Below are 25,107 nucleotides of genomic sequence, written 5' to 3' on the forward strand. Positions count from 1 at the left end.
GCGAACCTCAGAGCGCTTTCACCGTAGTCAACCTGCGGTAATCCGCTCCCGAACCCGCAGGGGGTGCAGTCGGGTTCGCGACACCATCGCGACGAGAACCGCCATGCCGACGCCGGAGATGAGGCCGAGGATTGCGGCTGATCCGAATCCGGCGCGGAAGCCGCCGAGGTCGATGGCGAAACCGGCGAGCGAAGCGCCGATGCCGCTGCCGAGGGTCATGGCGGCGCCGTGCCAGCCCATCGCCTCACCGCGGCCGCCCTCGGGCACTATTCGGCTCAGCTGGTCCACGGAGGCGGTGAGGGTGGGGGCGCAGAAGACGCCTGCGACGAATCCGGTAATGCCGAGTAGCAGTGGGCCGTTCGCGAAAACCATCGGTAGTGTGACCACGCCGAGCCAGGCCAGTAGCGAATAGGTCGAGATCGGGCGGTGCAGCATGCCGTAGACGAGTCCACCGAGCAGCGAGCCGAAAGCCCAGATCGCCAAGACCACGCCCAGCCAGCCTTGCGCGTCGAATTGCCGGATCGCGGAGACGAACGTCAGCTCGGTCTCGCCTAGCACCGCCACCGCTACCCCCGCGCCGACGCACAGTGCCACGAATTCCACGCCGAACCATTCACGGCGCGGTACCGCCTGTGTCCGGACCGAATCATCCGAGCGCAGCGCCGGATTCAGCACCCACATCAGCACACCCGCCAAGACCAGGCACACCTGGACAGCGAAGAGCACCGTCCTCGTCGAGCCCGCGGCGGTCGCGGCGATACCTACCACCGGCCCGACCATGAAGGCCATCTCCAGCGAGGCCGCCTCCAGTGCCAGCGCCGATTTCCGGCTGCCCTCCGCCGTCGCGGCGATCACCGCTTGACGCACCACCGTGAAGATGGGCACCTCGAAAAGTCCTGCGACAGCGGCAATCCCGAGCAATACCGGATATCCGACAAAGGGCGCGATCACCCAGCACACCGCACCGACCGCGATCGACGGCGCAATCGTGCGCCGCAGGCCGAGCCGATCCAGCAGCCGTCCCCGCCACGGTCCGCTCACCGCACGACAGCCGGTGATCACCGTCGTCAGCACACCGGCCTGCATATAGGAGCCGTGCAGCGTCTGCACCACATGCACCGGAAGCAGAATCGCGCCGGCGAAATACGGGATTCGCACCAGCGCCCCGATCAGCAATACCTGCCGCACCGCCCGACTGGCCAGAACCTCCCGATACGCCTGCACCCCCCGAGCTTCCCCTCCCCCTCAGCCATCCGCCAACGATTTATCCCATCATCCGCTCATAGCTCGTAGCGGCTCAGTCCTCGAGCTCTTCCACTTCCACCTTGAATCGCCTGGCCGAACCATCGACAAAGGCCGTCACGTGGAGCGTTGTGGCTGTGGGCAACTCCGCGCTGTACTCCACCTCTTCCAGCTCGTACCCGTCGATGGCGAGTACCAAGTCGGCGGCCACCTGGTAGACGTCGAGTTCTTCAATGGTGATATCCGACATTCCCTTACTTCTCTCTTACCTTGTGCGCCAGCCGCTGACGCGAAGCTCCCCGGGATCATCGCACAGCCCCATGACTGGCTAACGGCAGTATTCTGATCCAGTTCTATTCCGAACAGGCATATTTCAGAGAAGTGCGCATTCTCGAGTCCCGGTGAGTGGGATCACCCGCAGCAGGCCAGGTCAGGGATGTGACACGTTGCACGCCGACGTGTTACCCACCCCCTTCTGGAGGACGCTCCATGTCCACCTCTGTCGACAATGCGGGGCCCTCGAGCCCCGGCCTCGACGATTCAGCCCGCCTCGATGGCGCATCCAGCCTGAGGATCTACTCGGTGCTCGCGATCATCGTGCTGTTCACCGAGATCTCCCCGATGCAGTACGTGATGGTCGCGGCGGCACTGCGGCAGATCGCGCCCACATTCCCCAGCGAAGGCGCCAATATCAATTGGGCCATCATCGTTTTCGGCGTGATCGGCGCCGCGGTATCGCCGCTGATCGGCAAGCTCAGCGACATCTGGGGCAAGAAGAAGATGTTCTTGGCGTGCGGTGTGCTGTTCCTCATCGGCACTGCCGTGTGCGCCGTCACCAGCAATTGGGGGCTGTTCCTGCTCGGGCGCGCCCTGGAGGCCACCGCCATCGCGACCACCGTGGTGTCCTACGGCCTGATCCGAGACCTGATGCCGCGCAAGCTGGTTCCGGTCGGCCTGGGCATCGCGTCCACCGGTCTGGGCGTCTCCGCGCTGATCGGCCCGCTCATCGGCGGCTACATCACCGATCACTACAGCTGGCGCGGGCTGTTCTGGTTCCTGTTCATCTTCACCCTGATCATGATTCCGCTGCTGATCATCGTGGTGCCGGAGACCGGGCTCCGTACTCCGCAGCGCCTCGATCTGCTAGGCGTACTGCTGCTCGGCTCGGGCGCCACCCTCACACTGATCTATCTGGACAAGGGCCAGGATTGGGGTTGGCTGCGGCCGGGCACGCTGGCCTGGCTGATCGGCGGCCTGGTGTTGCTGGCGCTGTTCCCGCTCGTGGAAATGCGTGCGCGCCAGCCGATCATGGATATGAAGCTGCTGTTCACCCCGCGGGTGAGCGTGGTGTTGTTCATCGCGCTGCTGGGCTCACTGATGATCGGCGTCCAGTCCTACGGACCCAGTTACATGATTCAGTCCCCGCCGGCCGCCCAGGTGGTCGCGCAAGCCAAGGCGGCAACTTATGAGCAGGTGAAGACGCAGGCCCTCGCGCAGGCGCAAGCACAAGCCGAAGCGCAGGCGAAAGCGGCGCTGCCACCCGGTGTCACGCTGCCGCCGGGTTCGGTGAAAGTACCGGAAGCGGCGGTACTCGCCCAGCTCCCACCGGACATGGTGCAGGTGAAGCTGAATCCGGGCTACACCTACGGCAACGGCTTCAGCCTGATGAAGTTCGCCACCCACGTCACGCTCCCGCAGTCGCTGATCGCCATGCTGTTCGGCTTCCTGGGCGGCCTGTGGATCCGGCGGATCGGCGGGCGGCTACCGCTGGTGACCGCACTGGTGGTCTTCGTCGCCACCGCCGTCGCCTACGCGATGCTCGGACACGGCTGGGTGACACTGGCTTTGATCGGCGCGGTGACCGGCGTCGGGTTCGCGATGTATTACGCCTCCACACCCAACCTCATAGTCGAGGCGGTACCGGCCGAACAACAGGGCATCAGCGCGGGCATGCTCGGTGTCATGCAGGCCATGGGCGCGGGCATCGGAATCGCGGTGGCCACGGCCTTTTTGAACGCCCACCCGGTGAAAGCGGAGGTGACGGTGACGGGTCAGCCGACCGTGACGAAGGAGATTCCACTGCTGTTCGCCGACCGCGGGTACGAGCTCAGCTTCTACTTCGTGGCGGCGACCTCGGTGATCGCTCTACTCGGCGCGCTGATCATGAAGGCCGGGCGGACACCGGCCACCGGCGGCACCGCCTTCTGATCACCGCACCGTCGCGCCGGATCCGGCACTGCCCCGCCGGATCCGGCGCTACGTGTTTCCCCGAGTGCTGAATAGTCGTGCAAGCCAGCACAATCCGATCGTCAAAGCCGCACTGCCAGCCTGGTGGACCGGTTCCACAACTCCTGCGCCGTGTCGAGGTCGGTGGCATGGCCGCCGGCCTTGCCGACCGCGCAATCGGCGAGGTAGGCGCCTCGATGCCGATCCAATTCGGGTGCGGTGGCGGCCCATACGGTGGTCGCGGCGGCCTGTTCCAGTGATTTCGGCTTGGCCGGCTGCCCGGGGTTGCGGACGGTGAGCTGCCGCATGCGGGCGAAATCGTCGCGAGACATGAAGCGCGCCAGCCCGGTTACGCAGATACCCGGATGCACGGCATAGGCGGCGACCGGCGCGCCTGACATCCGCCGCTGCACCTCGACGGTCATCAGCACATTCGCCGCCTTCGATTGCGCGTAGGCGATGAACTTGTCGTACGGGCGCTGAAAGAACTGCATATCGTCCAGGTCCACCGGATAGGCGCGGTGGGCATCGGAGGACAGCGTGATCACCCGTGCCGGAATCCCGGTCCGGGTGGCGGTGGCGGCCAGTTGCGGGAGCAGTTCGGTAGTGAGCACGAAGTGCCCGAGATGATTTGTGGCGAACTGCAATTCGAGGCCGTGAACGGTTCTGGTGAGCGGCGGATACATGACTCCCGCGTTATTGATCAGCAGATCGATGCCCGTGGGCCGCAACGCCAGCACGCCCGCGGCGGCGCGCACACTGCCCAGGTCGGTCAGGTCCAGGCCGATGACATCCAGGTCGGCGTTCGGATGCAGGGCCTGGATGTGGCGTGCGCGTTTGACCGCCGCGTGGAAATCGCGGGCGGCGAGCACGACGGTCGCGCCGGCGGCGGCCAGTGCGCGCGCTGTCTCGGCGCCGAGTCCGCTGGTCGCGCCGGTCACCAGGGCGGTGCGACCGGTGAGGTCGACGCCGTCGAGCACGTCAGCGGTGGTCCGCACCGCGCCGTCGAGGGTTCGTGCCACTACGCCGGGAGTGGTGTTCATGAATCGGGTCCTTCCATTCGGCTGCGCGAGCGGCTGTCTCGACCAGGCCCGCCGAGCTACAGATCGACCCTAACAATTACATAGCACCATGTTACGTTATTGAGGCGTGCCCGAGGTCACGCCCACTCTCCGTTTCCCAGAGCCCTGAGCAGGAAGGCGCCCTCGTCGGCGAGGGCATGACATGAGATCTCTCCCGGCCCGCCGCACCCGGCGCTCCCTGGTAATCACCGCAGCCGCAGCCCTTCTCCCCATGGGCACCTGCAGTGCGCAACCACCCCTCAGCTCCCCCGACTCCGTCCAAGAGTTGAACGACATCGCGAACACCGCCGTCCCCCGCGCGCACTGCGACGACAGTTCACTCGCCGAAACCGGCCTGCAGGGCGATGTTTCCGCCGCCGACCGCAACAGCGGACGCAGCACGCAGGGCTACAGCTGCAATATCGTTCGCCTGGGCGGATATGCCGGACGCGGGGGCGGCATCACCTCGACCAGCTTCGATCACTGCGCGTACATGGGCAGCTTCTTCCCCGGCAATCTGGTCGGCTCCACCAATGGCGTGCAGGTCGTCGACGTATCCGATCCGGCGAACCCGGTACTCACCGATACCCTCACCGCGCCGGCCATGCTGGCGGGGACGTGGGAGAGCCTCAAGGTCAACGATGCCCGAAAGCTGCTGGTAGGCATCGGCGTTCCCGCACTGACCGGATACGGCCTGATCGCGGTCTACGACGTCTCCGACTGCGCGCACCCCGTCCTGCTCAATCCCGGCCCGGGCACGAACCTCTCGATGCCGGTCCCCCTGACCGGCCACGAAGGCGGGTTCTCACCGGACGGCAGGACCTACTGGTCCTCGGGCGTCGTTCCCGGCATCGTCAGCGCCGTCGATCTCACCGATCCGTCGCAGCCGCACGTCATCTGGCAGGGCATGCCGGGCATGTCCATGCACGGCATGGGCCTGAGCGCGGACGGCAATCGGATGTATCTGGCGAACAATATGGGCGGCATGAGCGTCCTCGACACCAGCGCGGTGCAGCGCCGCGATCCGAATCCGCAGGTCCCGGTGCTGTCGCAGACCACCTGGACGGATGGGTGGGCTACTCAGCACGCCATCCCGGTCACCTACGGCGGCAAGCCCTATGTCTTCGCCGCGGACGAGGCCGGCTCCGGCGGCGTGAAACTCATCGACATCTCCGACGACAGTCGGCCGCGGGTGGTGAATTCGATCAAGCTGGAGATCAACCTGGTCGAAAATCGTGCCCCCGCTATCGCTTCCAGCATGGGCGGCTCGGTCTTCGCCTACGACTCGCACTACTGTGCCGCCGACCGCGCCACCGATCCGACGGCTCTGGCCTGCGGTTGGATCTCCTCCGGCATCCGGGTCTTCGATGTGCGCGATCCACTGCATGTCCGAGAGATCGCCTACTACAACCCGGGAGCTCGTACCGGGCACAACACCGAGCTGTGGAACTCCCCGCATGCCCTGGCCTCCATCATCGGGATCCCCCTGCTCAGTACACAGTCGGTCATGCAGGCCCTGAATCAAGGCCAGTTCGATCCGAGGAAGGCGTTGAGCTCCCGCAGCGGGGACGTCGCGTTCGGTGATCTGTCCAGCGACTGGTGCATGTCACCCCCGGAATGGCACAGCTCGCAATTGTGGGTCACCTGCGCCGACAACGGCTTCATGACACTGCAATTGCCACCCGACGTCTATTCCCCGCCCGTGGACCAGCATTCGACGGTCGGATCCTGACGCCGGAAGCGGTGCCGGCCTCAGGCGTAGCGCATCGCCGCGCCCTGGGACGCCATGACGTACAACGCGTCCGCCAGGCTGGACACGAACGAGTCGGATTCCCTGCCGCCGCGCACCAGGGCATGGAATGTCGTTGTCCCGGACAGTATCTCGAAGAGGAACTCGGGGTCCGCGCCCGGCGGTATCCGGCCGTCGTCCACCGCACCGCCGAGCAGTTCGGCGAAGGCCTTGCGGGCCGGAGCCCCGATGGCCAATAGCCGGCGGCGCGCCTCTTCGGTCTGTGAGTCGGCGAGCAGACCGGGCACACCGGCCCGCGCGGCGGGACTGTCGGCGCGCACCAGGAAGATCCGCACCCACGTGGCCAGGTCGGCGCGCAGATCACCGGTCGGCTCCGGTGGCGCATGCCCACCTGGACCGTGAATGGCCTCCTCCAGCAAGGCTTGCCGGGTGGGCCAGCGCCGATAGATCGCCGGGGTGTTCACTTCGGCACGCTTGGCGATCGCCACCACCGTCGTCTGCTGGTAGCCGACCTCGGCCAGCAGGTGCCGGGCCGCGATGAGCACCGCGAGGTCCTTGTCCGCATCGCGCGGGCGCCCGGGGCGCGGCTGGTTATCCGAAGTCACAATTACATATTAACCTGTTACGTTATTCGTATCGATGCAGATCAGGCGAGATTCGACGATGAAAACCTCACCGGCGCGACACCGCTGGACCACCGCCCTGGCGCTCGGCTCGCTGGCACTGCTGCTGCTCGTGCTGGGCGCGGCGGGCAAGCCACTGTTCATCTCGGAAAAGCACTCCCCCACACCGATTCTCACTGCCACCGAGATCGGGTTCGTACAGGACATGCTCGCCCACCATCAGCAGGCGCTGATCCTCGTGCAACGACTCAGCCCCGACACCGACCCGACAGTGCGCAAGCTGGCCCAGCAGATCGCCGACAACCAGCGCATCGAGATCGGCATGTTGCTCGGCTGGCTCCGGCTGGCGAATGCGGTGCCCACCGATCCGCATCCGATGGCATGGATGGACGATCCCGGCGAGACCGCGATGCCCAGCCACGGACATCAAATACCCTCCGCAACAACGAATCCGATGACCACCATGCCGGGAATGGCAAGCCCGGCCGAGCTCGACGCGCTGTCCGCCGCAACCGGGCGCGACGCGGAAATCCTCTTCCTGCAACTGATGCAGCGCCACCACTACGGCGGCGTCGCCATGGCCCAGGCCGCCGACGCGCGGCTCACCGGCGGCCAGGTCAAACTCGCCGCGCGAGACATGATCAGCACACAGAGCCAGGAAATCGGTGTCATCGGCATGCTCCTCGCCCAGCGCGGCCAGCTCGGGTAGCGCCGGGTCTCGCCTCCGGTTCAGTGACGGGCCGTGAGTTCGGCGATCGTGGTGCGCACCGCGCGAATCTCGGAAACCTCGGCGAATTCGCGTGATTCGTGGTGGAAGTCGCGCAGCCGGGCGGCCGTACGGCTACCGGCGCGCGCTCCGGCGGACGGCAGAGCCATGCCGACGAGCTCGGCGGCACGTTCCGGCTCGCCCAGCATCAGATGCAGGCGAGCGGCGGAGGTCAGTGTCATGGCCGGCTCGACGATATTGCCGGGCAAGGGAGTTCGATCCATACCGAAGGCCGCGCCGGCCAGCTGCGGGCGGGTCGCGACCAAGTGGCGGTAACCGGGGCCGAGCAGTTCCGACTGTCGGCCGCGGCTCGGCCAGGTGCGCCGGGGTCCGAGCAGGAAGCTCAGATTCAATGAGGTCAGGCTCCGGTCCACCGCCGTATCCGCCGGCGGGTTCGCGGCCGCCTCGAGGTGACACTCGGTGGCGTAGGCGGTTTCCCGTTCGAATGCCATGGTGTCGCCGACGATGCCGTAGGCGGTGGCTTGCAGATGCGCCAATGCGGCCCGTAGTCGCGGGGTCGCGGACCGCCGGGCGACGTACTGCGCCGATTGCGCGACCTCCAGCCCGTCCTCGGGTCTGCCCTGGTCCAGGTACTGCATGGCGAGCCCGGCCAGGGCAGCGGCCGTCAGGCTCGGATCACCCGCGGTGTGCGCCAAGCGCGCGGAGACCAGGTAGAACCGGCGGGCCGAGTCGGTGTCCTCGATATCCCAGGACATGGCGGCAGCGATATCGGCGAGTTCGGCGCCTACCCGCAAGGTCTGCCCCGCCCGGCCGGTGCTGGGCGAGAGCTGTTGCAACCGCGGCAGATTCGTCTCCAGCCAGTCGATCACCAGGCGGCGGGGCGGCGTCGATTCCGACCATTGCAGCCCGCGCGCCCACCTCGCCGATCGCTCGGCCGCACCCAGCTCACCGAGCGTGAACCCGCCTTCGCCACCACCCGCCGGGACCATCGGCAGCAGCAGCGACGCCAGCTCCATCGACAGCTCGCCCTCGGACTGCGTGGCCATCGGCAACTGTGCGTACAGCGGGCTCAGCGAGGTACCGAGCGCCGACTCGTAGGCGGTGACATGTTCCGCCCGCACGACGCGGGCGCCGGTTTCCAGCTGCCCGAGATACGGCTTCGAATAGTTCGTGCGCCGCGCCATGCCCTGCAGGCTCAGCCCAGCGGCCTGCCGCGCCGTGCGCAGCGCACGCCCGATCTCCGTCATGCGCCCCGCCTCTCTGGGTGCCAACCGGTCATGCCGGATCGAAGATTTCGCCAGAATACGTTCACCGCAACCGCCGTCTGCAAGTGTCTGCAGAACAACCCGGACGGGCTCCGACCAGATTCCACGGCCCTAACGTCGGCCATCGTGAATCAGAAGTCTGCACGGCAGCGCGGCCGTGTCCATACCGTCGCGGCGGCAATCGCGCTGTCCTACGCCGCAATCTCGGCCGTGGCACCGGCTCAGGCCACCCCCGACTATCAACCCGCCGGACCGGTCGAAGCCACATACCATGCGGCGGGACCGCATCCGGTAGCCAAGCGGGCCGGGACCGACTGCTGCAGTTCCACCGGAGATGCCTACGACATCTGGTACCCGGCGGATCTCGCTGCGAGCGCGACCCGCCACCCGATCATCACCTGGGGAGACGGCACGCTCGCGCATCCTCGCGAATACGATTATCTGCTGGCGCACCTGGCCTCCTGGGGTTTCGTGGTGATCGCCCCCGATCTGACCAACACCGGCACCGGCGCCCAAATGCTCGACGCGGTCACCTATCTGACGCAGCAGAACAGCGATCCCGCCAGCGAGTTCTACGGGAAGCTCGACACCGGCGCGATCGGCGCGATGGGCCACTCCCAGGGCGGACTCGGCACCCTCAACGCGGCCGCGCATTCGAACGGTCTGATCAAGACCGCGGTCACCATCGAAATGCCGTCGCAGAGCCTGTGTTCGAGCCTGCCGCCGCTCATCCCCGGCAAGAACGTCTGCGATATCCCCACCGCGCTGATCTCGAGTTCGGTGCTGCTCGTCAGCGGCACCGCGGACCCCGTACCCTCCACCGGCACATCCGGTGGCATGCAAGGCGTCTACGACGCACTGCCCGCATCGACCCCCAAGGCACGCGCCGCGCTGATCAATGCCAGCCACAACGACATTCAAGGTCAGCCCGGATGCACCAACTTCGGCTGCAACGACGGCGTCGACGGCTACCTGGGCTACCTGACCGCGTGGTTCATGGATCAACTGCGCGGCGATGCGCAGGCGCACAGTGTATTCGTCTCGGGAACAGGCGAATTCCAGCACAACGCGCACTGGACCGACCAGCAGAGCAATATCCATTGAGGTATCCCTATCGGCTGCCGCGCGAATGAATTCAGCTCCCGGGGGCGGCCCCGGGGGCTGAATTCTTTCCGTATGGATCAGGGCAGCAACTGCTCGATGCGGGTGGTGCAGAAGCCGGTGATGTTCATCTCCGGCGGCAGCTGCACGCGATTGGCCATGCGTAGCAAGGGAACCGAGAGCAGTACGGCGGCGAGTATCTCGTTGTATCGGAGGTTGCGGACCGGCATCCCGGTGCGGTGCTCGTAGTGGGCGATGGTTTGCTCGCGGGTCGGTGTGCCGGGCAGTGGCGCGTGACCCTCGAATTCGCTACTGGCCCAATCCAGGAACAGGAGCCAGCCCAGATCGGCCTCGTGATCGCCGAGGTAGGCGATCTCCCAATCCAGTACGCTGCTGACCTGGAAGTCCTTGTCGTACAGGATGTTCGACATGCGGGCATCGCCCCAGCAGAGCGTGGTGTGCTGCGGCTCGTAGAGGTTGTCGCGCAGGTAGGCGATGGCCCGCCGGTAGGTTTCCGGCTGATCGCCTTCGGTGGCCCAGCTCAGCGCGGCGTCCAGATAGTTCACGATCTGTTCGACGGGCCCGGCGCCATGTTCCGGCAGGGCCAGGAAGTCCAATCGCAGTGCCCGCCAATCCAGTCGGTGGATATCGGCGATGGTGTCGATGCAGCCCCACCACATGCGCTCCCGTTGCTCGGGCGTGGCCTCGAAGTAGTTGCCCGCAGAGTGGTAGGAGGGATAGTCACTGGGCGCGTCGCCCGCAAGCCGGTTCATCACGAAGTACGGGCTGCCGAGGTCGCTGCCCTCCCGGTCCAGCCACAGTGGTCTGGCGACCGGGATAGCGGTGACGGCCAAGCGCTGCATGACCAGCACCTGCCGCAACAGGTCATAGTCGGGGAACAGCGACATCTCCGGTGGCCGCCGGAACACCAGCGGCAGCGTGCCGCTCTCGTCCTCGACGTCGAAAAGGTATGTTTCGGTGGCGAATCCGCGATCGGTGCGCTTGAAATTGCGGACCCGGGCCGCGCCGGAGACCGGAAAGTTCCGGTGCACGGCGGGTTCCAGCGCCGCGGCCAGCTGCTCCGCGGACAGTCGAGTGGTGCTCAAGCTCAGTATCCTTCGTACCCGTAGCGCTCATTGCGGCCCATGAAGACCATTTCGACCAGCCCGTAGCCGACCTTGCCGCCGGTCTCTACGCGGCAGAAGGTCTCGCTGAGCATGCTGGCCTGCTTCAGGTCCTGCGTATCGGTGAGGTCGGCGACGAAGCTGTCACTCCAGTCCGCGCCCTTCCAGATGCCCGATGCGTAACCGCGGTAGAAGTCGTAACCCGCTATGCCGGGCCAGAAGTCACCGACCGGGGTGATGGTGAATTCGCGGCTCTTGCCGGCGGCGTCGACGATGGTGAAGGCGCCGCCGCTGACAATGCGGAAATCGTCGCGGAAGGTCAGATCGTGACCGGCATCGCGGACCGGCTGCGGCTCGGTGTCGGCACCGAGCGGCGACAGCACGGTGCCCTCGAAGTGCCAGCGAGCGCCCTCGGGGGTCTCGCGCTGCGCGAAATGCACCAGCTCGTCCTCGAATTGGAAGATGCCCATGTAGTAGAGGACGCCGTCGGGGATCTCGCTGGGCTGCAGAATGCCGCCGCCCTCGTTGATGGCGCCACCGCCACCGCCGTGCCGGGTGCCCCAGGAGTGGTCGCGCCCGAACCACCAGTCCGCGGGATCGATCTCGAGGCGCTCGCCCTCGTACTCCAGCCAACCGGAGACGCGGCCGTTCTGGTAGTACCGCCGCGCATCCTCGCGCACCCGGCCACGGGTACGGAAGAAAGCGGGCTCCTGCTCGTAAGCCGGGAACTGCGCATCGAATTCGAGCTGCAGCTTGATGCCGTGCTCATTGTCGGCGAGGGTGGCGCGCACCTTCCGCAGCGGTTCGACGATCTCGTAGGTGAACGGGCCGACCTGCCAGGAGCCGAGGCCGTCGTACCGGGTGTCGATCTGCCGGGACATGCGCACCACATGCGCCTTGTCGCCGACGGTGATCATGGCGTAGGCGTCGATCAAGTTCCGGTTGGGGTAGCGCGCCATGCCTGTCATGACGCTCACCCGGCGGGTCTTGTCGAAGCCGTACATGACCACGCGTTCGGTCCAGCGCAGATCGCTCTGCTGGACGTGGTCGAAGGTGGTGGGCAACTGATGGCAGAGCAGTTCGTCCTGGGGTGTCAGCATCGACGGGGCCTTCCGGGAGCACTGTGGCCGCGGCCACATAATTCGAATACGAGGTGCAGCGTATTTGAACCAGGTTCTGGATGTAACCTCAATCGCAGAATTTCCCTGACCGGATCGGAGAGTCTCGTGAGCGCACCCCCGCGGCCGACGCGGCCCGGCCCGGGCCGGCCACGCGATCCGCAACTGGATGCGCAGGTACTGGCCGCCGCACAGGAATTGCTGGTCAGCGAGGGCTATCAAGCCACCACCCTGGCCGCGGTGGCACGCCGGGCGGGCGTGGTCACCACCTCGATCTATCGCCGCTGGCCGAGCAAGCGGGCACTGGTGGAGGACGCCATCTTCGCCCTGGACGAGTTCGCACACCCCGAACCGAGCGGCGATCTGCGCGCGGATCTACTGGCCTGGACCCGCCTGTTCCTGTCCGCGGCAGCACATCCGGCAGCCCGCTCGGCCATCCCCGGTCTACTGTCGGAGTACCACGACGACCACGACAGCTACCGCCGCCTGCTCGACCGCGGCGAGCAGCCCACCCGAGAAGCGTTGCGCGAGTTGCTGACCGGCGCAGCAGTAGCGGGCCAGGCCTCCCCCGACTGCGATGCCGACGCGGTGTTCGAACTCCTGCGTGGCGCAACCCTTTTCCGCGCGCTCACGCACGGCACCGACGCGGCAGAGGAATTCTGTCATCAGATCGCGGACGCCTTGATCGCCGTGGCCGCGACGCCCTCGTCACGGTGCCGGTAATGTGGTCCGATGATCGAGGTAGGCAACCTGCAACCGAGTGACCACGCCGTGTGGCTGCGACTGTTCCAGGGCTACAACGCTTTCTACGGACGCGAACTCGCGACAGCTCGGGCCGACCGCACGTGGTCGGAGATCCAGAACGGTGATCGGATCCACGGTCTCGGCGCTCGCATTGAAGGCCGGCTCATCGGCATCGCACACTTCCTGGTTCACCCCAGCACAACCTCCGACGATGCCTGCTACCTCCAGGACCTGTTCACCGATCCCGACGCCCGCGGCCAGGGCGCCGGGCGGGCACTGATCACCGCTACCGAAGACTGGGCACGAACACGCGGCTGCGCACGCCTCTACTGGCACACTCATGAAAGCAACACAACCGCGCGCACGCTCTACGATCAGGTCGCGGAGAACAGAGGATTCATCCAATACGTCCGCCCCCTGTGATCGCTGGAATTTCATAACCTGTTTCGTCTCCGCTCGGACAAGGCCAGGGATGAAAGGACCACGATGACCACAGCACATCTCGAGTCCGCAGCAACCTCGCCGACCTCGGTACGAGTCAGGGCGATACCCGCGACCAGCCGAGATGCCGAGGCCGGTCGTGCGGCACGAACGCGCGCTCCGCGGCGAGCGGCGGGCGAATGGAATCCGGACGAGCGCACCCTGTCGGCTCTCGGGAGGTTGCAAGCCCAGGAAGCTGTCCGCGACGCCGAATTGCTGCCCTTGCGGTATGCCAGGATGGCGTCGTCGCCGTGGGCGTACCTGCGGGGCGCCGCGGCGGTCATGGCCGCGGATCTGGCTGCTCGCGAACATTCCGGATTGACGGTGCAAATGTGCGGGGACGCACACATTCTCAACTTCGGATTGTGGGCATCGCCGGAGCGGCAATTGCTTTTCGATGCCCGCGACTTCGACGAGACCCTGCCCGGTCCCTTCGAGTGGGACCTCAAACGCCTTTGCACGAGCGTGTACGTGCTCGCCGCCACCGAGGGGATCGACACCTCGACGGCCGAGGCTGCGGCAGCGGCCGCCGCGGCGGAATATCGCTCGGCCATGCGCCGCTACGCCCAAACAGGCGAGTTGGACGTGTGGTACGACCGGATCAGCGCCGATGTCCCGCTACAGCAGCTCACCTCCGAATTCGCCAAAGATGCCAAACGGACGATCGAAAAGCAGAGCAGGAAACGCTCACAAGAGGGCACGGCCCGTCAGCTGGTCACCGTGGAGGACGGCCGTCGCCGCATTTCGGAGGACCCGCTCAAACGCCGCCATGTCGATCTCACCGACGAGGATCAGATCAATGTGTACGAACAAGTCTTCGACACCTATCTGGCCTCCATCCCGCCTCATCTGACACGGCTCGTCGGGCGGTTCTCGCGGGTCGATACGGTCCAGCAGGTGGTCGGGGTCGGGAGCGTCGGAATGCGCGTGTACCTGCATCTGATGGAGGGCGACACCGGGCAGTTGGTGTTCTTCCAGTTGAAGCAGGCGACCGCCTCGGTGTTCGAGGAGTTCGTCGGCGCGAGCGAGTTCGACAATCACGGCGAACGGGTCTGCGTCGGTCAGCGGTTGATGCAATCCGCGAGCGACATCTTCCTCGGACACGTACGCGTGGACGAGATCGATTACTACGCACGGCAATTCCGCGACATGAAGATCATCCCCAGCGGCAATGAGATCGCGGGCTACCTACCTCAGTTCGCCGGAATGTGCGGAAAAGCGTTGGCCAAGTCCCACGCCCGCAGCGGTGAACCCGAGGCGATCGCCGCGTACATCGGAAAGGGCGAGGCCTTCACTTCCGGAATTCTCGATTTCGCCCGCGCGTACGCGACTCAGACCCATACCGATCACGCCGCGTTGGTCGCAGCGATCGAGTCGGGCCAGGTGAAGGCGGCCGAGCGGGGCTGGTGAGAATGACCGCGCGCCGGCTCTCATTCCGGGTCGGTCGCGAAGCCTTTGCCCAGGGCGCGCAGCGCGAGATCCAAGTACTCGGTGAGATCGCCGTCCGCATCGAGGACCCATCGATCGAAAGCCGCCCGGCACACCGCGAGGGTGGCGCGGCCGATTGCCAAGGGGTACAGCGCATCCGGCGATTCCCCCAGCCGGCGGGCGGCGAATTCACTGACGGTACGCTCCCACGCGTCATAGTGCGGCCCGGCACTGGCTTGGGCGCCGGGCGCCGTGCCGAGCAGGTTCATCCGGGCGCGTAGCTGCGGTGCGTCCTGCGCGAGATACACATTGGCGGCCACCACGACCTGGCGGATCGCGTCCATGAGCTCGACATCGTCGGGTACCTGGGTGAACGTCTCCCGCAGCCGCTCGACTTCGCCGTCGAACTGATACCAGAGCACGGCCGATTTGGATTCGAAGTAGCGGAAGAACGTGCGGCGGCTGATCCCGGCCTCGGCGGCGATCTCTTCGACGGTCGTCGCCTCGAAGCCCTGTTCGGCGAACAGGCGGATCGCGATCAATTCCACGGCGCGGGCGCTCGTCCCGGGCGGTCTGCCGCGGCGCGCCTGTGCGGGGTCCTGCTCGTCGAGAGTCACTGGGTGTCCTTTTCTGGCCGGGGTATTGATTCTGTCACACAGTGCCGTTAATCTCCGAAACCATATATGGCACACAGTGTCGAAAATGGCTCGGCGCTCGAAGGAGTTGGCAATGATCGACGAATCCATCCACGGGACAGCTCCCATCGACCAGTCCACCGAGGACGTCATCACCGAAGAAGTCCTGGTGGAAGAGGTTTCGATCGATGGCATGTGCGGTGTCTACTGAAGCCGCGCCGCCGGGGTTCGACCTGGACGGCCGCTGGGGCCTGCACGCCAAGGTGTCGATCCGGCCGGAGCGATTCGGCGCGCTGCTGTATCACTTCGGCACCCGGCGCTTGTCGTTCCTGAAGAGCCCCACGCTGCTCCGGGTCGTCGAGCAGCTCGGCACCGAGCCCAGCGCCCGCGCGGCCTGCACCGCCGCCGGGGTCGCGCCCCAGCAACTGCGCGCCTACGCCGAAGCGCTTGCCACGCTGGCCGATTCGACGATGATCTGCCCACGATGATGAAAGGCCGACAGCCATGACCTTGGCCGCGGACCCCGCCGGATCGCTCGTCGATCAATTCCAGTTCGGCCTCACCGCCCCCATCTGCCTGACCTGGGAACTGACCTACGCCTGCAATCTGTCCTGCGTACACTGCCTGTCCAGCTCGGGGCGGCGCGATCCGCGCGAGCTGACCACCGCGCAGTGCAAGACCGTCATCGACGAGCTCGAGCGTATGCAGGTGTTCTACGTCAATATCGGCGGTGGCGAACCCACCGTGCGCCCCGACTTCTGGGAACTGGTCGACTACGCCACCGCACACCATGTCGGAGTCAAGTTCTCCACCAATGGAATCAAGATCACCCCAGAGGTGGCGCGACGCCTCGCGGACAGTGACTACGTCGACGTGCAGATCTCACTCGACGGCGCTACCGCCGAGATCAATGACGCGGTACGCGGGCCGGGTTCGTACGCCACGGCCCTGCGGGCCATGGAGAACCTCGCAGCAGCCGGATTCCGCGGCTTCAAGATCTCGGTCGTGATGACCAGCCGAAATGTCGGTCAGCTCGATGCCTTCAAGGCGATCGCCGACCGGTTCGATGCGCAATTGCGTATTACGCGGCTGCGCCCGTCCGGCCGTGGCGCGGACGTCTGGGACGAACTGCATCCGACCGCCGGCCAGCAGCGCGAACTCTACGACTGGCTGCTCGCCCACGGCGAGCAGGTGCTGACCGGGGACTCCTTCTTCCATCTGGCCGGATACGGCGAATCGCTGCCGGGACTCAACCTGTGCGGCGCGGGTCGCGTGGTGTGCCTGATCGACCCGGTCGGCGACGTGTACGCCTGTCCGTTCGCGATCCATCAGAACTTCCTGGCCGGCAATGTTCTCGACGCCGGTGGCTTCGAAAAGGTGTGGCAGAGTTCGGAACTGTTCACCGAATTGCGCGCGCCGCAGACCGGCGGCGCGTGCACCTCGTGCTCGGCCTTCGACGCCTGCCGAGGCGGGTGCATGGCCGCCAAGTTCTTCACCGGCCTGCCCCTGGACGGCCCGGATCCGGAGTGTGTCAAGGGTTTCGGCACGACAGCCTTGACCATGCCGACCGTCACCGATCGACCGAGGCCGTCGCTGGACCACTCGCACCGCACTCGCAAAAGCGTTCCGGTGCAGCTCGGCTGGGGACCGCCGGCAGGGAGCATCCCGGATCGCGCCTGCGAGGAAAACCCGCTCGCCGGTTTCACCCCGCCCACCACGCGGCAAGGCGGCCGATGATGCCCCAGCTCGCCGAGCTGACCTCGCCGGAGATCGAAGCGCGCGCTGCCGACTCGGTGCTGGTCATCCCGATCGGATCGACCGAACAGCACGGCCCGCACCTGCCGCTGTCGACCGATACCGAAGTCGCCGTAGCCCTGTGCGAGCGACTCGCCGCCGCCCGCGACGATGTACTGGTCGCACCGGCACTCGCCTACGGCTCTTCGGGCGAGCACGCCGGGTTTGCCGGCACCCTCTCGATCGGCCAGGCCGCATTGGAATTGCTCATCGTGGAGCTGTGCCGCTCCGCCTTCGACACTTTCCACCGGGTATTGCTGGTTTCCGCGCACGGCGGCAATCACGAGCCCCTCACCCGGGCCGTACGGCAGCTGCGCGCGGAATCGCGTGCCGTGCAATTGTTCAGCCCGAGCTGGGACGGCGATCCACACGCCGGTCACCACGAGACATCGATGATGCTGGCACTCACACCCGAGCACGTGCGCATGGAACGCGCGCTACCGGGCGATCTGCGCTCCCTCGCCGAGCTCATGCCGACCCTGCGCACCGGCGGCGTCCGCGCCGTCACCGACACGGGCATCCTCGGCGACCCCACCCACGCCGACCCCGAATTCGGCCACCACCTCCTCGAAACCTTCAGTGCCACACTCCTGCACGAGTTCACCACCTGGCTCCCCTCGGAACGAGCATGACCGGGCCGGTGGCGGTAATCACCGGAGCGGCGCGCGGCATCGGTGCTGCGACCGCGCTGGCGTTGATATCAGATGGCTGGTCGGTTCTGGCTGTCGATTGTGTCGCCGACGACCCGGCGTTGCCGTATGCGATGGCGACACCGGACGATCTCGCCGAGGTTGTCGCGCGGGGGCGGAGACTCGGCGGGCAGCCGGATCGAATTCACTGCTATAGCGCCGATGTTCGTGATCCCGAGGCCGTCGAGGCCGCAGTGGACGAGGCGCAACGACTTTGGGGCCGGGTCGACGCCGGAATCGCCTGCGCCGGTGTCGTCGCGGGTGGCGTGCCGTTGTGGCAGATGCCGCAGGAGCAGCAACAAGCGGTGCTCGATATCAATCTGGGCGGAGTGATTTCCCTTGCCCGAGCGGCGATTCCGTCCCTGCTCGAGCAACCCGAACCGCGCTCCGGCCGGTTCCTGGCCGTGGCCTCTGCCGCCGCGACCAGAGGACTACCCATGCTGGCGGCGTATTGCGCGGCGAAGGCGGGTGTCGCGGGGCTGATTCGAGCACTCGCCGTGGAGTTGGGCGGCACCGGCATCACCGCGAACGCGGTCAGTCCGGGATCGACCGACACGCCGATCCTGGCCGAGAGCGCCCGCCTCTACGACCTCTCCGGTCCCGCCGCCTTCGCGGCGCAACAGCCGCTCGGGCGACTGTTGGAGCCACGGGAGATCGCTGCCGCGCTGGCCTTTCTGGCGTCCGCTGCCGCCGGTGGAATCACCGGCGCGGTGCTCCCCGTCGACGGCGGGCTCGCGCTGTGAATCACGCACTGCCACAGGGCTTTCACATCGCCGTCGATGTCGATACCGTGCAGATCGATACCGGCACTCTGCGGGGCGGTTCGCCCGCCAGAGTGCTGCGGCTGTCGTCGACCGGAACTGCCGCTTGGGCCGAATTGCGGAGCGGTCCGGTCCGGTCCGCCGCCGGCGCAGTGCTGGCTCGGCGGCTCACCGATGCGGGCTTGGCACATCCCCGGCCCCCGGTGTCGGCAACCCGGCTCACGGTCACGATCGTCATCCCGGTCAAGGACCGAGCGGACATGCTCAGGCAATGCCTGGACTCACTCGGCGGCGACCATCCCACCGTCGTGGTCGACGACGGCTCGACCGATCGAAAGGCACTGGCGGACACCGTCGCCGAGCACTCGGCCACGCTGCTGCGGCGTTCGCGCTGCGGCGGTCCGGCCGCCGCCCGCAATACCGGCCTGACCGCGGTCGAGACCGAGCTGGTCGCCTTTCTCGACAGTGACTGCATCGCCACGGCGGACTGGCTCGGGGAACTCCTCCCCCACTTCGCCGACCCGCTGGTGGCGGCGGTCGCGCCGCGCATCGTCGCACTCGAGGGGCCGACATCGGCTGCGCGCTACGGCGAGGTCGCGGGGAGCTTGGATATGGGCACGGCCGAGGGCCGGGTGGCACCCGGTACGCGAATCGCCTACCTGCCCAGCGCCGCGCTCGTCGTGCGCCGGGATGCCCTGCGCGACATCGGGGTATTCGACGAGGAGCTGCGCTACGGCGAGGATGTCGACCTGATCTGGCGGCTGCACGAAGCCGGTCTGCGCATCCGGTACGAGCCCGCGGCGCGGGTGTACCACCGGGAACCGCATTGCTGGCCGGACTTGCTGGCCAGGCGCTTCCACTACGGGACCTCGGCTGCCCCACTGGCACAACGGCATCCGTCCGCGTCAGCTCCGCTGGTCGCGCATCGGTGGCATTCGGTCACCGTGCTCGCCGCACTGGCCGGACGCCCCACTGCGGCCGCGCTGACATTCGGGCTGTCCGCGTCGGACATGAGACGGACGCTGCGCCGGATCGATCTGCCCACCACCGGCACGCTCGCCACCACCGCCGCCGGCCTGTGGCAGACCTGGCTCGGGCTGGGCCGCTTCATGATTCAGTTCGCGAGTCCGGTCCTCGTGGTGTTGCTGCTCACCCGCGCGGGACGTCCGGCGCGTCGGCGGATGCGTCGCATATCCGCCGCTTCACTACTTCTGGGCACGCCTGTGACCACCTACTTCCGGGCGCGTCCGAGGCTGGACCCGATTCGATTCGTGCTCGGCCAACTCGCCGACCACACCGCCTACGGTGCGGGCGTTTGGGCAGGTTGCCTACGCCATCGCACCGCTGCCCCGATCACACCGATACTCGCCCGCCGCAATCACCGAAATGGCTGGGCTGCAATGGGATCGGCGGCAGCACCCTCGTCATCGAAAGGATTCGAGTAATGGCCAACCCCTGGTTCGAGACAGTGGCCGAGGCGCAACGCCGCGCCGAACGCCGCTTACCGAAATCGGTGTACGGCGCACTGATCGCCGGTTCGGAAGCCGGCGTGACCCTGAAGGACAATATCGCCGCGTTCGGCGAGCTGGGCTTCGCGCCACATCTGGTCGGTCAGACCGCGGACCGCGACCTCTCCACGACCGTCATGGGACAGCGAATCGCCTTGCCGGTCATTATCTCTCCGGTCGGCGCGCAGGCGATCCACCCGGACGGCGAGGTGGCCGTCGCACGGGCGGCAGCGGCACGCGGCACCCTGGTGGGACTCAGTTCGTTCGCGGGCAAGTCGGTGGAGGAGGTCGCCGCCGCGAATCCCCGGACGCTGCTGCAGATCTACTGGTCCGGCAACAAGGATCAGCTGATCCAGCGGATGGAACGCGCACGGGCCGCCGGCGTCGTCGGGTTGATCGTCACCCTGGATTGGTCGTTCAGCCACGGACGCGATTGGGGCAGTCCGGCCATTCCGGAGCGGGTCGACCTCAAGGCGCTGATCCAGTACGGTCCCCAGGCCCTCACCCATCCACGATGGCTCGCGCGCTTCGTGAAGTCGGGCCGCATCCCTGATCTCACGGTCCCCAATATGGGTATCCCGGGCCGGCCCGCACCGACTTTCTTCGAGGCGTACGGGGAGTGGATGCAGACTCCGCCGCCGACCTGGGACGACCTGCGCTGGCTGGTCGAACAGTGGGGCGGGCCGGTCATGCTCAAGGGCATCATGCGGATCGACGACGCCAGACGCGCCGTCGACACCGGCGCCACCGCCCTCTCGGTCTCCAATCACGGCGGCAACAATCTCGACACCACGCCCGCATCCATCCGGGCACTGGCCCCGGTCGTCGACGCGGTGGGCGGTGAGATCGAGATCGTGCTCGACGGTGGCGTCCGCCGGGGCAGCGATGTGGTGAAGGCGCTCGCGCTCGGTGCACGTGCGGTCATGATCGGCCGGGCCTACCTCTGGGGTCTGGCCAGCGCGGGTCAGCCGGGAGTCGAGAACGTGCTCGACATTCTCAGTGGCGGTATCGATTCCGCGCTGCGCGGTCTCGGCCGCAGCAGTGTGCGGGAGCTGACGCGAGCCGACGTGGTCATGCCGCCCGGATTCGGACGAAAACTAGGCAAGGATTGAAATACGAATGGCCAGAGACTATTTCGAGGTCGCCGTCATCGGGGCCGGACCCGGTGGCATCACCGCCGCCCACTACCTACAGCGGGCAGGCATCACAGACTTCGTCATTCTGGAGCGCGCCGACGACTTCGGCGGCAGCTGGCGGGACAATTTCTACCCCGGACTCGCGGTCGATGTACCGACCCTGTTCTACCAATTCCCGTTCGCGCGAAACCCGGACTGGTCCAGGCTCTTTCCCGACGGTCCCGAGATTCAGCGATACAACAGAGATGTCGCACGGCGGCTCGGCCTCTACGCCCACTTCCGTGGCAATTCCGAGGTACAGCGCGAAGTGTGGGACGAGCGAGACCAGGTCTGGGTACTCGATATCGCCGGCCGGGAATCGGTGACCGCACGCTTCGTCATCAACGCGGTGGGCGGCTATATCAACCCGAAGTCCACCGACCAGATACCCGGAACCGCGGAGTTCACCGGCACGATCCTGCGCCCCAACTCCTGGGATCCCGAATACAGCTGCGCCGGAAAACGAGTCGCGCTGATCGGCACGGGATCGAGCTCGGTGCAGATACTCTCGGCGATCGCCGACGAGGCCGCGGGTGTCGATATCTATCAGCGGACACCGGCCTGGATACTGCCCAAGCCGGACGCCGAGATCTCGCACCGGATGCGGCGGGTGCTGGCGCTGCCGGGCGTCGTCGCGGCGCTCAATGGCACGGTACTGGCGCTGATGGAATTGCCATTGCAGCTCATCTGCAATGTGCTGCCCAGACTTCCGCGCTCGGTGCTGGTGACGGTATTGCCGCAGTACGACAAGATCTGGCGGGCACTGTACCGACTACTGCTGCGCACACAGGTCTCGAACCCCGCCGACCGGGCGGCGCTGATCCCCGGTTACGGGATCCTCGCGAAGCGGCCCATTCTCAGTAGCAGTTTCTTCCCGGCGCTCGAATCGCCCACGGTGTCACTGATCACCGACCCGATCGAGCGGGTGACCGCCGGCGGAATACGGACCGAGGACGGGCTCGAGCGGCCGTACGACCTGATCGTCATGGCCACCGGCTACGAATTGTTCACCGACCCCGAGTCTTACCGAATCGGGGGAATCGTGGGCGAGTCCGGACAGGACCTGGCCGCGGACTACCGGCGAAACGGCTTGCGCAGCTATGGCGGTAGCGCGCACCCCGGATTCCCCAACCGATGGTCCCTGGTCGGTCCGCAAGGCTATGTCGGAGTCGCCTGGCACACCTTCATCGACCTGACCGCCCGGCACGCTGTCCGCATCATCGCCGAAACCACCCGGCGCAAAGCCACGGTCGCACGCGTGCGACCTGCGGCCTTCGACCGCTGGGTGAGCCGAATGCGCCGCAACGAGAAGCTCATTCGGACCTACACCGTCGACTGCAACCCCGGGCTCCGCACCTACTTCGTCAACTCGCAAGGCGACGCGCTCTATTACCGTCCCCAAACCATCAGCGGCGCCTGGTGGTTCAGCCGACACTCCCCGTTGGGCGACTACGAGTTCGCACGCGGCAGCCGAACAATCTCTCCCACAACACAACCCGTATCCGATCGACACGAGAACGAGGCAAGTGCATGACCGAGAAGACGCTGGCCGGAAAAGTCGCCTACATTACCGGCGCTGCCCGGGGACAGGGCCGATCGCACGCCCTCGCCCTGGCGCGAGCCGGAGCCGATATCGTCGCGGTCGACGCCTGCGCGAACACGAAGTTCAGCGGCTACGCAATGGCCGAACCGGAGGACCTCGCGGAGACCGCGCGTCTCGTCGAGGCAGCGGGCGGCACGGTCCTGACCAAGCAGGTCGATGTCCGAGACCTCGAGGGTCAGCAGGGCGCGGTTGCCGAGGCCATCGACCGATTCGGCCGACTCGACATCGTGGTCGCCAATGCGGGCGTCTGCAATTGGGGCCGGCTCTGGGAGATCTCGGCGGAACAGTTCGCCGAAACCATCGACGTCAATCTGACCGGCGTCTGGAACACCATCAAAGCGACGGTGCCCGCGATGATCGAAGCCGGGAACGGTGGATCGATCATGACCATCAGCTCGTCGGCCGGCGTCAAGGCGCCGCCCGGATGCGGGCACTACGCCGCAAGCAAGTTCGGTGTGGTCGGCCTGACGAAATCGCTGGCGATCGAACTCGGCGAATACGGCATCCGGGTCAATACCCTGCTCCCGTACGGAACCAATACCCCGCTCGGCAACGACACCTCGATGTACAAGATGTTCGAGGAGTTTCCCGCTTACGTCTACAGCTACACCCCCACCCTGCTGAAGACCGACGGTCTTGTTGAGCCGGAAGAGATTTCGGATGTGGTGGTGTGGCTCGCGGGTGACGGTTCCGGGGTCATTACGGGCGCGCAGATTCCGGTCGAGAAGGGTTTCCTCGCCCGGTGACCACGCAACGCAGCGCAGCGCCGGGCGTGGATCGACTCGCCCGAGCGCTGCTGCGGGGTTCGGCGTGGGCACTGAAAATCCTACGCCCGCAGGCAATCCGGAACTTCGATGTGGTGATCGACGGCCAGACTCTGGATCCCGGCCTCCGGCAGGCAATGGGGCTGTACGGCTTGATGCCCCGAAAGCCCATGAACGCCATCCCTCTTCGCTACTCCCGGGCGGCAATGAACTTCGGCGGCCGCATGCTCGGCCACGCGATACCGCAGCGCCGGATCGAAGACCTGGAGATCCCGGGCAACGGCGGTCCGATTCCCGCGCGGCTGTACGCCCCGACGACATCGACCGACACCGGCGCGCTGATCGTGTTCTTCCACGGCGGCGGTTGGACGGTGGGCAGCATCGACGCCTGCGACAACGTCTGCCGATTTCTCGCCGACCGCTCCGGAATTCCGGTGCTCTCGATCGGATACCGGCTCGCACCGGAGCATCCGTTCCCCGCCGCGATCCAGGACGCGATCGCGGCCTACCGCTTCGCCCACGACAATGCCGAACAACTCGGCGGCCGACCCGACCGCCTCGTCGTCGCGGGTGAAAGCGCGGGCGGCAACCTGGCGGCCGTCACAGCCCAGCACGCAACCGCCGCAGGCATTCCGCCCGCCTTCCAATTACTGTTCTGCCCCATCACCGACCTGTCCCGAAAACGCCACTCCTACTCCCTGTTCTCCGATGGCTACGTGCTGACCGAAGCACACATGGATTGGTTCCGGAACAACTACCTCTCAGACCCCGCCCAAGCCACCGACCCCCGCGCCTCCCCCCTCCTGGCATCCGACCTCTCCGGCCTGCCCCCGGCCTACATCGCGGTATCCGGATTCGACCCACTCCGCGACGAAGGCGAAGAATACGCACACCGCCTCCAAAACACAGGAGTCCCGACAACCTTGCGCCGCCACCCGACACTGATCCACGGCATCATCTACGGCACGGCCTTCGGCAACGCAGGCCGCACCGTCCTACTGGAGGCAGTCAGCGCGCTACACACTGCATTGGACGCAGGTCTTTCACCAGCACCGACCGTAGCGGGATGGAACCCCCTACCCCACAGCGATGTCCGGGACGCACGGGACCGCCCGTCCGGCCCGATGTGTTGAATATTTGTTGTTTTTGGGTAAGACCCTGGCTATGAAATTCCACAGAAAACACCTATCTACCAGGGGATTTGGTCGCGTGCACCTGGGGCATTCAGACGCCCCACCGAATGCCCCACCCCCATTTCGACCACTGGGCGCGCTCGGTCGCCGAGGCAG

At 66.4% G+C, this 25,107-nt stretch carries 25 protein-coding genes; 17 read left to right on the forward strand and 8 right to left on the reverse strand.

The features are described from left to right. Positions 1-27: 27 nt before the first annotated feature. Both ACIP5Y_RS28485 and ACIP5Y_RS28490 read right to left on the reverse strand, forming a co-directional pair. Positions 28-1,224, reverse strand: a complete 1,197-nt coding sequence (locus tag ACIP5Y_RS28485; protein ID WP_400354595.1) for an MFS transporter — start codon at positions 1,222-1,224, stop codon at positions 28-30. 73 nt (positions 1,225-1,297) lie between these two features. Next, positions 1,298-1,492: a hypothetical protein gene (locus ACIP5Y_RS28490; RefSeq protein WP_400354597.1), complete on the reverse strand. Its 195-nt coding sequence runs from the start codon at positions 1,490-1,492 to the stop codon at positions 1,298-1,300. Positions 1,493-1,731: 239 nt separating this feature from the next. Between ACIP5Y_RS28490 and ACIP5Y_RS28495 the strand changes: the two genes are divergently transcribed. Continuing rightward, entirely contained in the window at positions 1,732-3,450 is a 1,719-nt protein-coding gene (locus ACIP5Y_RS28495) for an MFS transporter (protein WP_400354598.1), read from the forward strand. A gap of 101 nt (positions 3,451-3,551) precedes the next feature. Here the strand turns inward: ACIP5Y_RS28495 and ACIP5Y_RS28500 are convergent, their stop codons facing one another. Beyond that, positions 3,552-4,511, reverse strand: coding sequence for an SDR family NAD(P)-dependent oxidoreductase (locus ACIP5Y_RS28500; protein ID WP_400354600.1), 960 nt, complete (start codon positions 4,509-4,511; stop codon positions 3,552-3,554). 181 nt (positions 4,512-4,692) lie between these two features. Here ACIP5Y_RS28500 and ACIP5Y_RS28505 point away from each other — a divergent pair, with 181 nt between their 5' ends. Continuing rightward, positions 4,693-6,261: an LVIVD repeat-containing protein gene (locus tag ACIP5Y_RS28505; RefSeq protein WP_400354602.1), complete on the forward strand. Its 1,569-nt coding sequence runs from the start codon at positions 4,693-4,695 to the stop codon at positions 6,259-6,261. A gap of 20 nt (positions 6,262-6,281) precedes the next feature. On the opposite strand, the gene ACIP5Y_RS28510 is transcribed toward ACIP5Y_RS28505, so the two are convergent. After that, positions 6,282-6,884: a TetR/AcrR family transcriptional regulator gene (locus tag ACIP5Y_RS28510; RefSeq protein WP_400354604.1), complete on the reverse strand. Its 603-nt coding sequence runs from the start codon at positions 6,882-6,884 to the stop codon at positions 6,282-6,284. Positions 6,885-6,942: 58 nt separating this feature from the next. Here ACIP5Y_RS28510 and ACIP5Y_RS28515 point away from each other — a divergent pair, with 58 nt between their 5' ends. Beyond that, positions 6,943-7,611: a DUF305 domain-containing protein gene (locus ACIP5Y_RS28515; RefSeq protein ID WP_400354605.1), complete on the forward strand. Its 669-nt coding sequence runs from the start codon at positions 6,943-6,945 to the stop codon at positions 7,609-7,611. Between the two features lie 20 nt (positions 7,612-7,631). On the opposite strand, the gene ACIP5Y_RS28520 is transcribed toward ACIP5Y_RS28515, so the two are convergent. Continuing rightward, a complete protein-coding gene (locus ACIP5Y_RS28520; RefSeq protein ID WP_400354607.1) occupies positions 7,632-8,876 on the reverse strand; it encodes a helix-turn-helix domain-containing protein in 1,245 nt (414 codons plus the stop codon). Positions 8,877-9,020: 144 nt separating this feature from the next. On the opposite strand from ACIP5Y_RS28520, the gene ACIP5Y_RS28525 reads away from it, so the two are divergent. Continuing rightward, positions 9,021-9,998, forward strand: a complete 978-nt coding sequence (locus ACIP5Y_RS28525) for a hypothetical protein (protein ID WP_400354609.1) — start codon at positions 9,021-9,023, stop codon at positions 9,996-9,998. Between the two features lie 77 nt (positions 9,999-10,075). On the opposite strand, the gene ACIP5Y_RS28530 is transcribed toward ACIP5Y_RS28525, so the two are convergent. Beyond that, complete coding sequence (locus ACIP5Y_RS28530) at positions 10,076-11,101, reverse strand: phosphotransferase family protein (RefSeq protein WP_400354611.1); 1,026 nt, start codon at positions 11,099-11,101, stop codon at positions 10,076-10,078. Between the two features lie 2 nt (positions 11,102-11,103). Beyond that, the gene (locus ACIP5Y_RS28535; RefSeq protein WP_400354613.1) at positions 11,104-12,219 is read right to left on the reverse strand and encodes a hypothetical protein; all 1,116 of its coding nucleotides are present in this window, start codon (positions 12,217-12,219) and stop codon (positions 11,104-11,106) included. Between the two features lie 126 nt (positions 12,220-12,345). Between ACIP5Y_RS28535 and ACIP5Y_RS28540 the strand changes: the two genes are divergently transcribed. The 3 genes from ACIP5Y_RS28540 to ACIP5Y_RS28550 all read left to right on the forward strand — a co-directional run bounded on the left by ACIP5Y_RS28540 (position 12,346) and on the right by ACIP5Y_RS28550 (position 14,871). Next, complete coding sequence (locus ACIP5Y_RS28540) at positions 12,346-12,960, forward strand: TetR/AcrR family transcriptional regulator (protein ID WP_400354615.1); 615 nt, start codon at positions 12,346-12,348, stop codon at positions 12,958-12,960. 9 nt (positions 12,961-12,969) lie between these two features. Next, entirely contained in the window at positions 12,970-13,404 is a 435-nt protein-coding gene (locus tag ACIP5Y_RS28545; RefSeq protein ID WP_400354617.1) for a GNAT family N-acetyltransferase, read from the forward strand. 63 nt (positions 13,405-13,467) lie between these two features. Further along, positions 13,468-14,871 (forward strand): DUF2252 domain-containing protein, encoded by a 1,404-nt coding sequence (locus tag ACIP5Y_RS28550; RefSeq protein ID WP_400354619.1) that lies wholly within the window; start codon positions 13,468-13,470, stop codon positions 14,869-14,871. A gap of 20 nt (positions 14,872-14,891) precedes the next feature. On the opposite strand, the gene mftR is transcribed toward ACIP5Y_RS28550, so the two are convergent. Further along, positions 14,892-15,506, reverse strand: coding sequence for a mycofactocin system transcriptional regulator (gene mftR, locus ACIP5Y_RS28555; RefSeq protein ID WP_400354621.1), 615 nt, complete (start codon positions 15,504-15,506; stop codon positions 14,892-14,894). A 112-nt stretch (positions 15,507-15,618) separates the two neighbouring features. On the opposite strand from mftR, the gene mftA reads away from it, so the two are divergent. From mftA to ACIP5Y_RS28605, 10 genes are read left to right on the forward strand one after another with little or no spacing between them, the layout of a single operon-like run. Further along, positions 15,619-15,735 carry a mycofactocin precursor MftA gene (gene mftA, locus ACIP5Y_RS28560; protein WP_400354623.1) on the forward strand — a complete coding sequence of 39 codons (117 nt, stop codon included), beginning with the start codon at positions 15,619-15,621 and terminating at the stop codon, positions 15,733-15,735. Next, positions 15,713-16,012, forward strand: a complete 300-nt coding sequence (mftB, locus tag ACIP5Y_RS28565; protein ID WP_400354624.1) for a mycofactocin biosynthesis chaperone MftB — start codon at positions 15,713-15,715, stop codon at positions 16,010-16,012. The genes mftA and mftB overlap by 23 nt, the downstream gene beginning before the upstream one ends. Before the next feature lie 16 nt (positions 16,013-16,028). Then, positions 16,029-17,261 carry a mycofactocin radical SAM maturase gene (gene mftC, locus ACIP5Y_RS28570; protein WP_400354626.1) on the forward strand — a complete coding sequence of 411 codons (1,233 nt, stop codon included), beginning with the start codon at positions 16,029-16,031 and terminating at the stop codon, positions 17,259-17,261. Beyond that, on the forward strand, positions 17,258-17,950 hold the full coding sequence (gene mftE, locus ACIP5Y_RS28575; RefSeq protein WP_400354628.1) for a mycofactocin biosynthesis peptidyl-dipeptidase MftE: 693 nt from the start codon (positions 17,258-17,260) through the stop codon (positions 17,948-17,950). The genes mftC and mftE overlap by 4 nt, the downstream gene beginning before the upstream one ends. Continuing rightward, complete coding sequence (locus ACIP5Y_RS28580; RefSeq protein WP_400354630.1) at positions 17,947-18,750, forward strand: mycofactocin-coupled SDR family oxidoreductase; 804 nt, start codon at positions 17,947-17,949, stop codon at positions 18,748-18,750. Before mftE ends, ACIP5Y_RS28580 begins: the two co-directional genes overlap by 4 nt. Further along, the gene (mftF, locus tag ACIP5Y_RS28585) at positions 18,747-20,213 is read left to right on the forward strand and encodes a mycofactocin biosynthesis glycosyltransferase MftF (protein ID WP_400354632.1); all 1,467 of its coding nucleotides are present in this window, start codon (positions 18,747-18,749) and stop codon (positions 20,211-20,213) included. The genes ACIP5Y_RS28580 and mftF overlap by 4 nt, the downstream gene beginning before the upstream one ends. Further along, the gene (gene mftD / locus ACIP5Y_RS28590; protein ID WP_400354634.1) at positions 20,213-21,388 is read left to right on the forward strand and encodes a pre-mycofactocin synthase MftD; all 1,176 of its coding nucleotides are present in this window, start codon (positions 20,213-20,215) and stop codon (positions 21,386-21,388) included. Before mftF ends, mftD begins: the two co-directional genes overlap by 1 nt. Before the next feature lie 7 nt (positions 21,389-21,395). Beyond that, complete coding sequence (locus ACIP5Y_RS28595) at positions 21,396-22,985, forward strand: flavin-containing monooxygenase (RefSeq protein WP_400354636.1); 1,590 nt, start codon at positions 21,396-21,398, stop codon at positions 22,983-22,985. After that, a complete protein-coding gene (locus ACIP5Y_RS28600) occupies positions 22,982-23,800 on the forward strand; it encodes a mycofactocin-coupled SDR family oxidoreductase (RefSeq protein WP_400354637.1) in 819 nt (272 codons plus the stop codon). The genes ACIP5Y_RS28595 and ACIP5Y_RS28600 overlap by 4 nt, the downstream gene beginning before the upstream one ends. Continuing rightward, positions 23,797-24,951: an alpha/beta hydrolase fold domain-containing protein gene (locus ACIP5Y_RS28605; RefSeq protein WP_400354639.1), complete on the forward strand. Its 1,155-nt coding sequence runs from the start codon at positions 23,797-23,799 to the stop codon at positions 24,949-24,951. The genes ACIP5Y_RS28600 and ACIP5Y_RS28605 overlap by 4 nt, the downstream gene beginning before the upstream one ends. The last annotated feature ends 156 nt before the right edge of the window (positions 24,952-25,107 follow it).

Origin of the sequence: Nocardia sp. NPDC088792 (assembly GCF_044750615.1) — a bacterium.
Taxonomy (GTDB): domain Bacteria; phylum Actinomycetota; class Actinomycetes; order Mycobacteriales; family Mycobacteriaceae; genus Nocardia.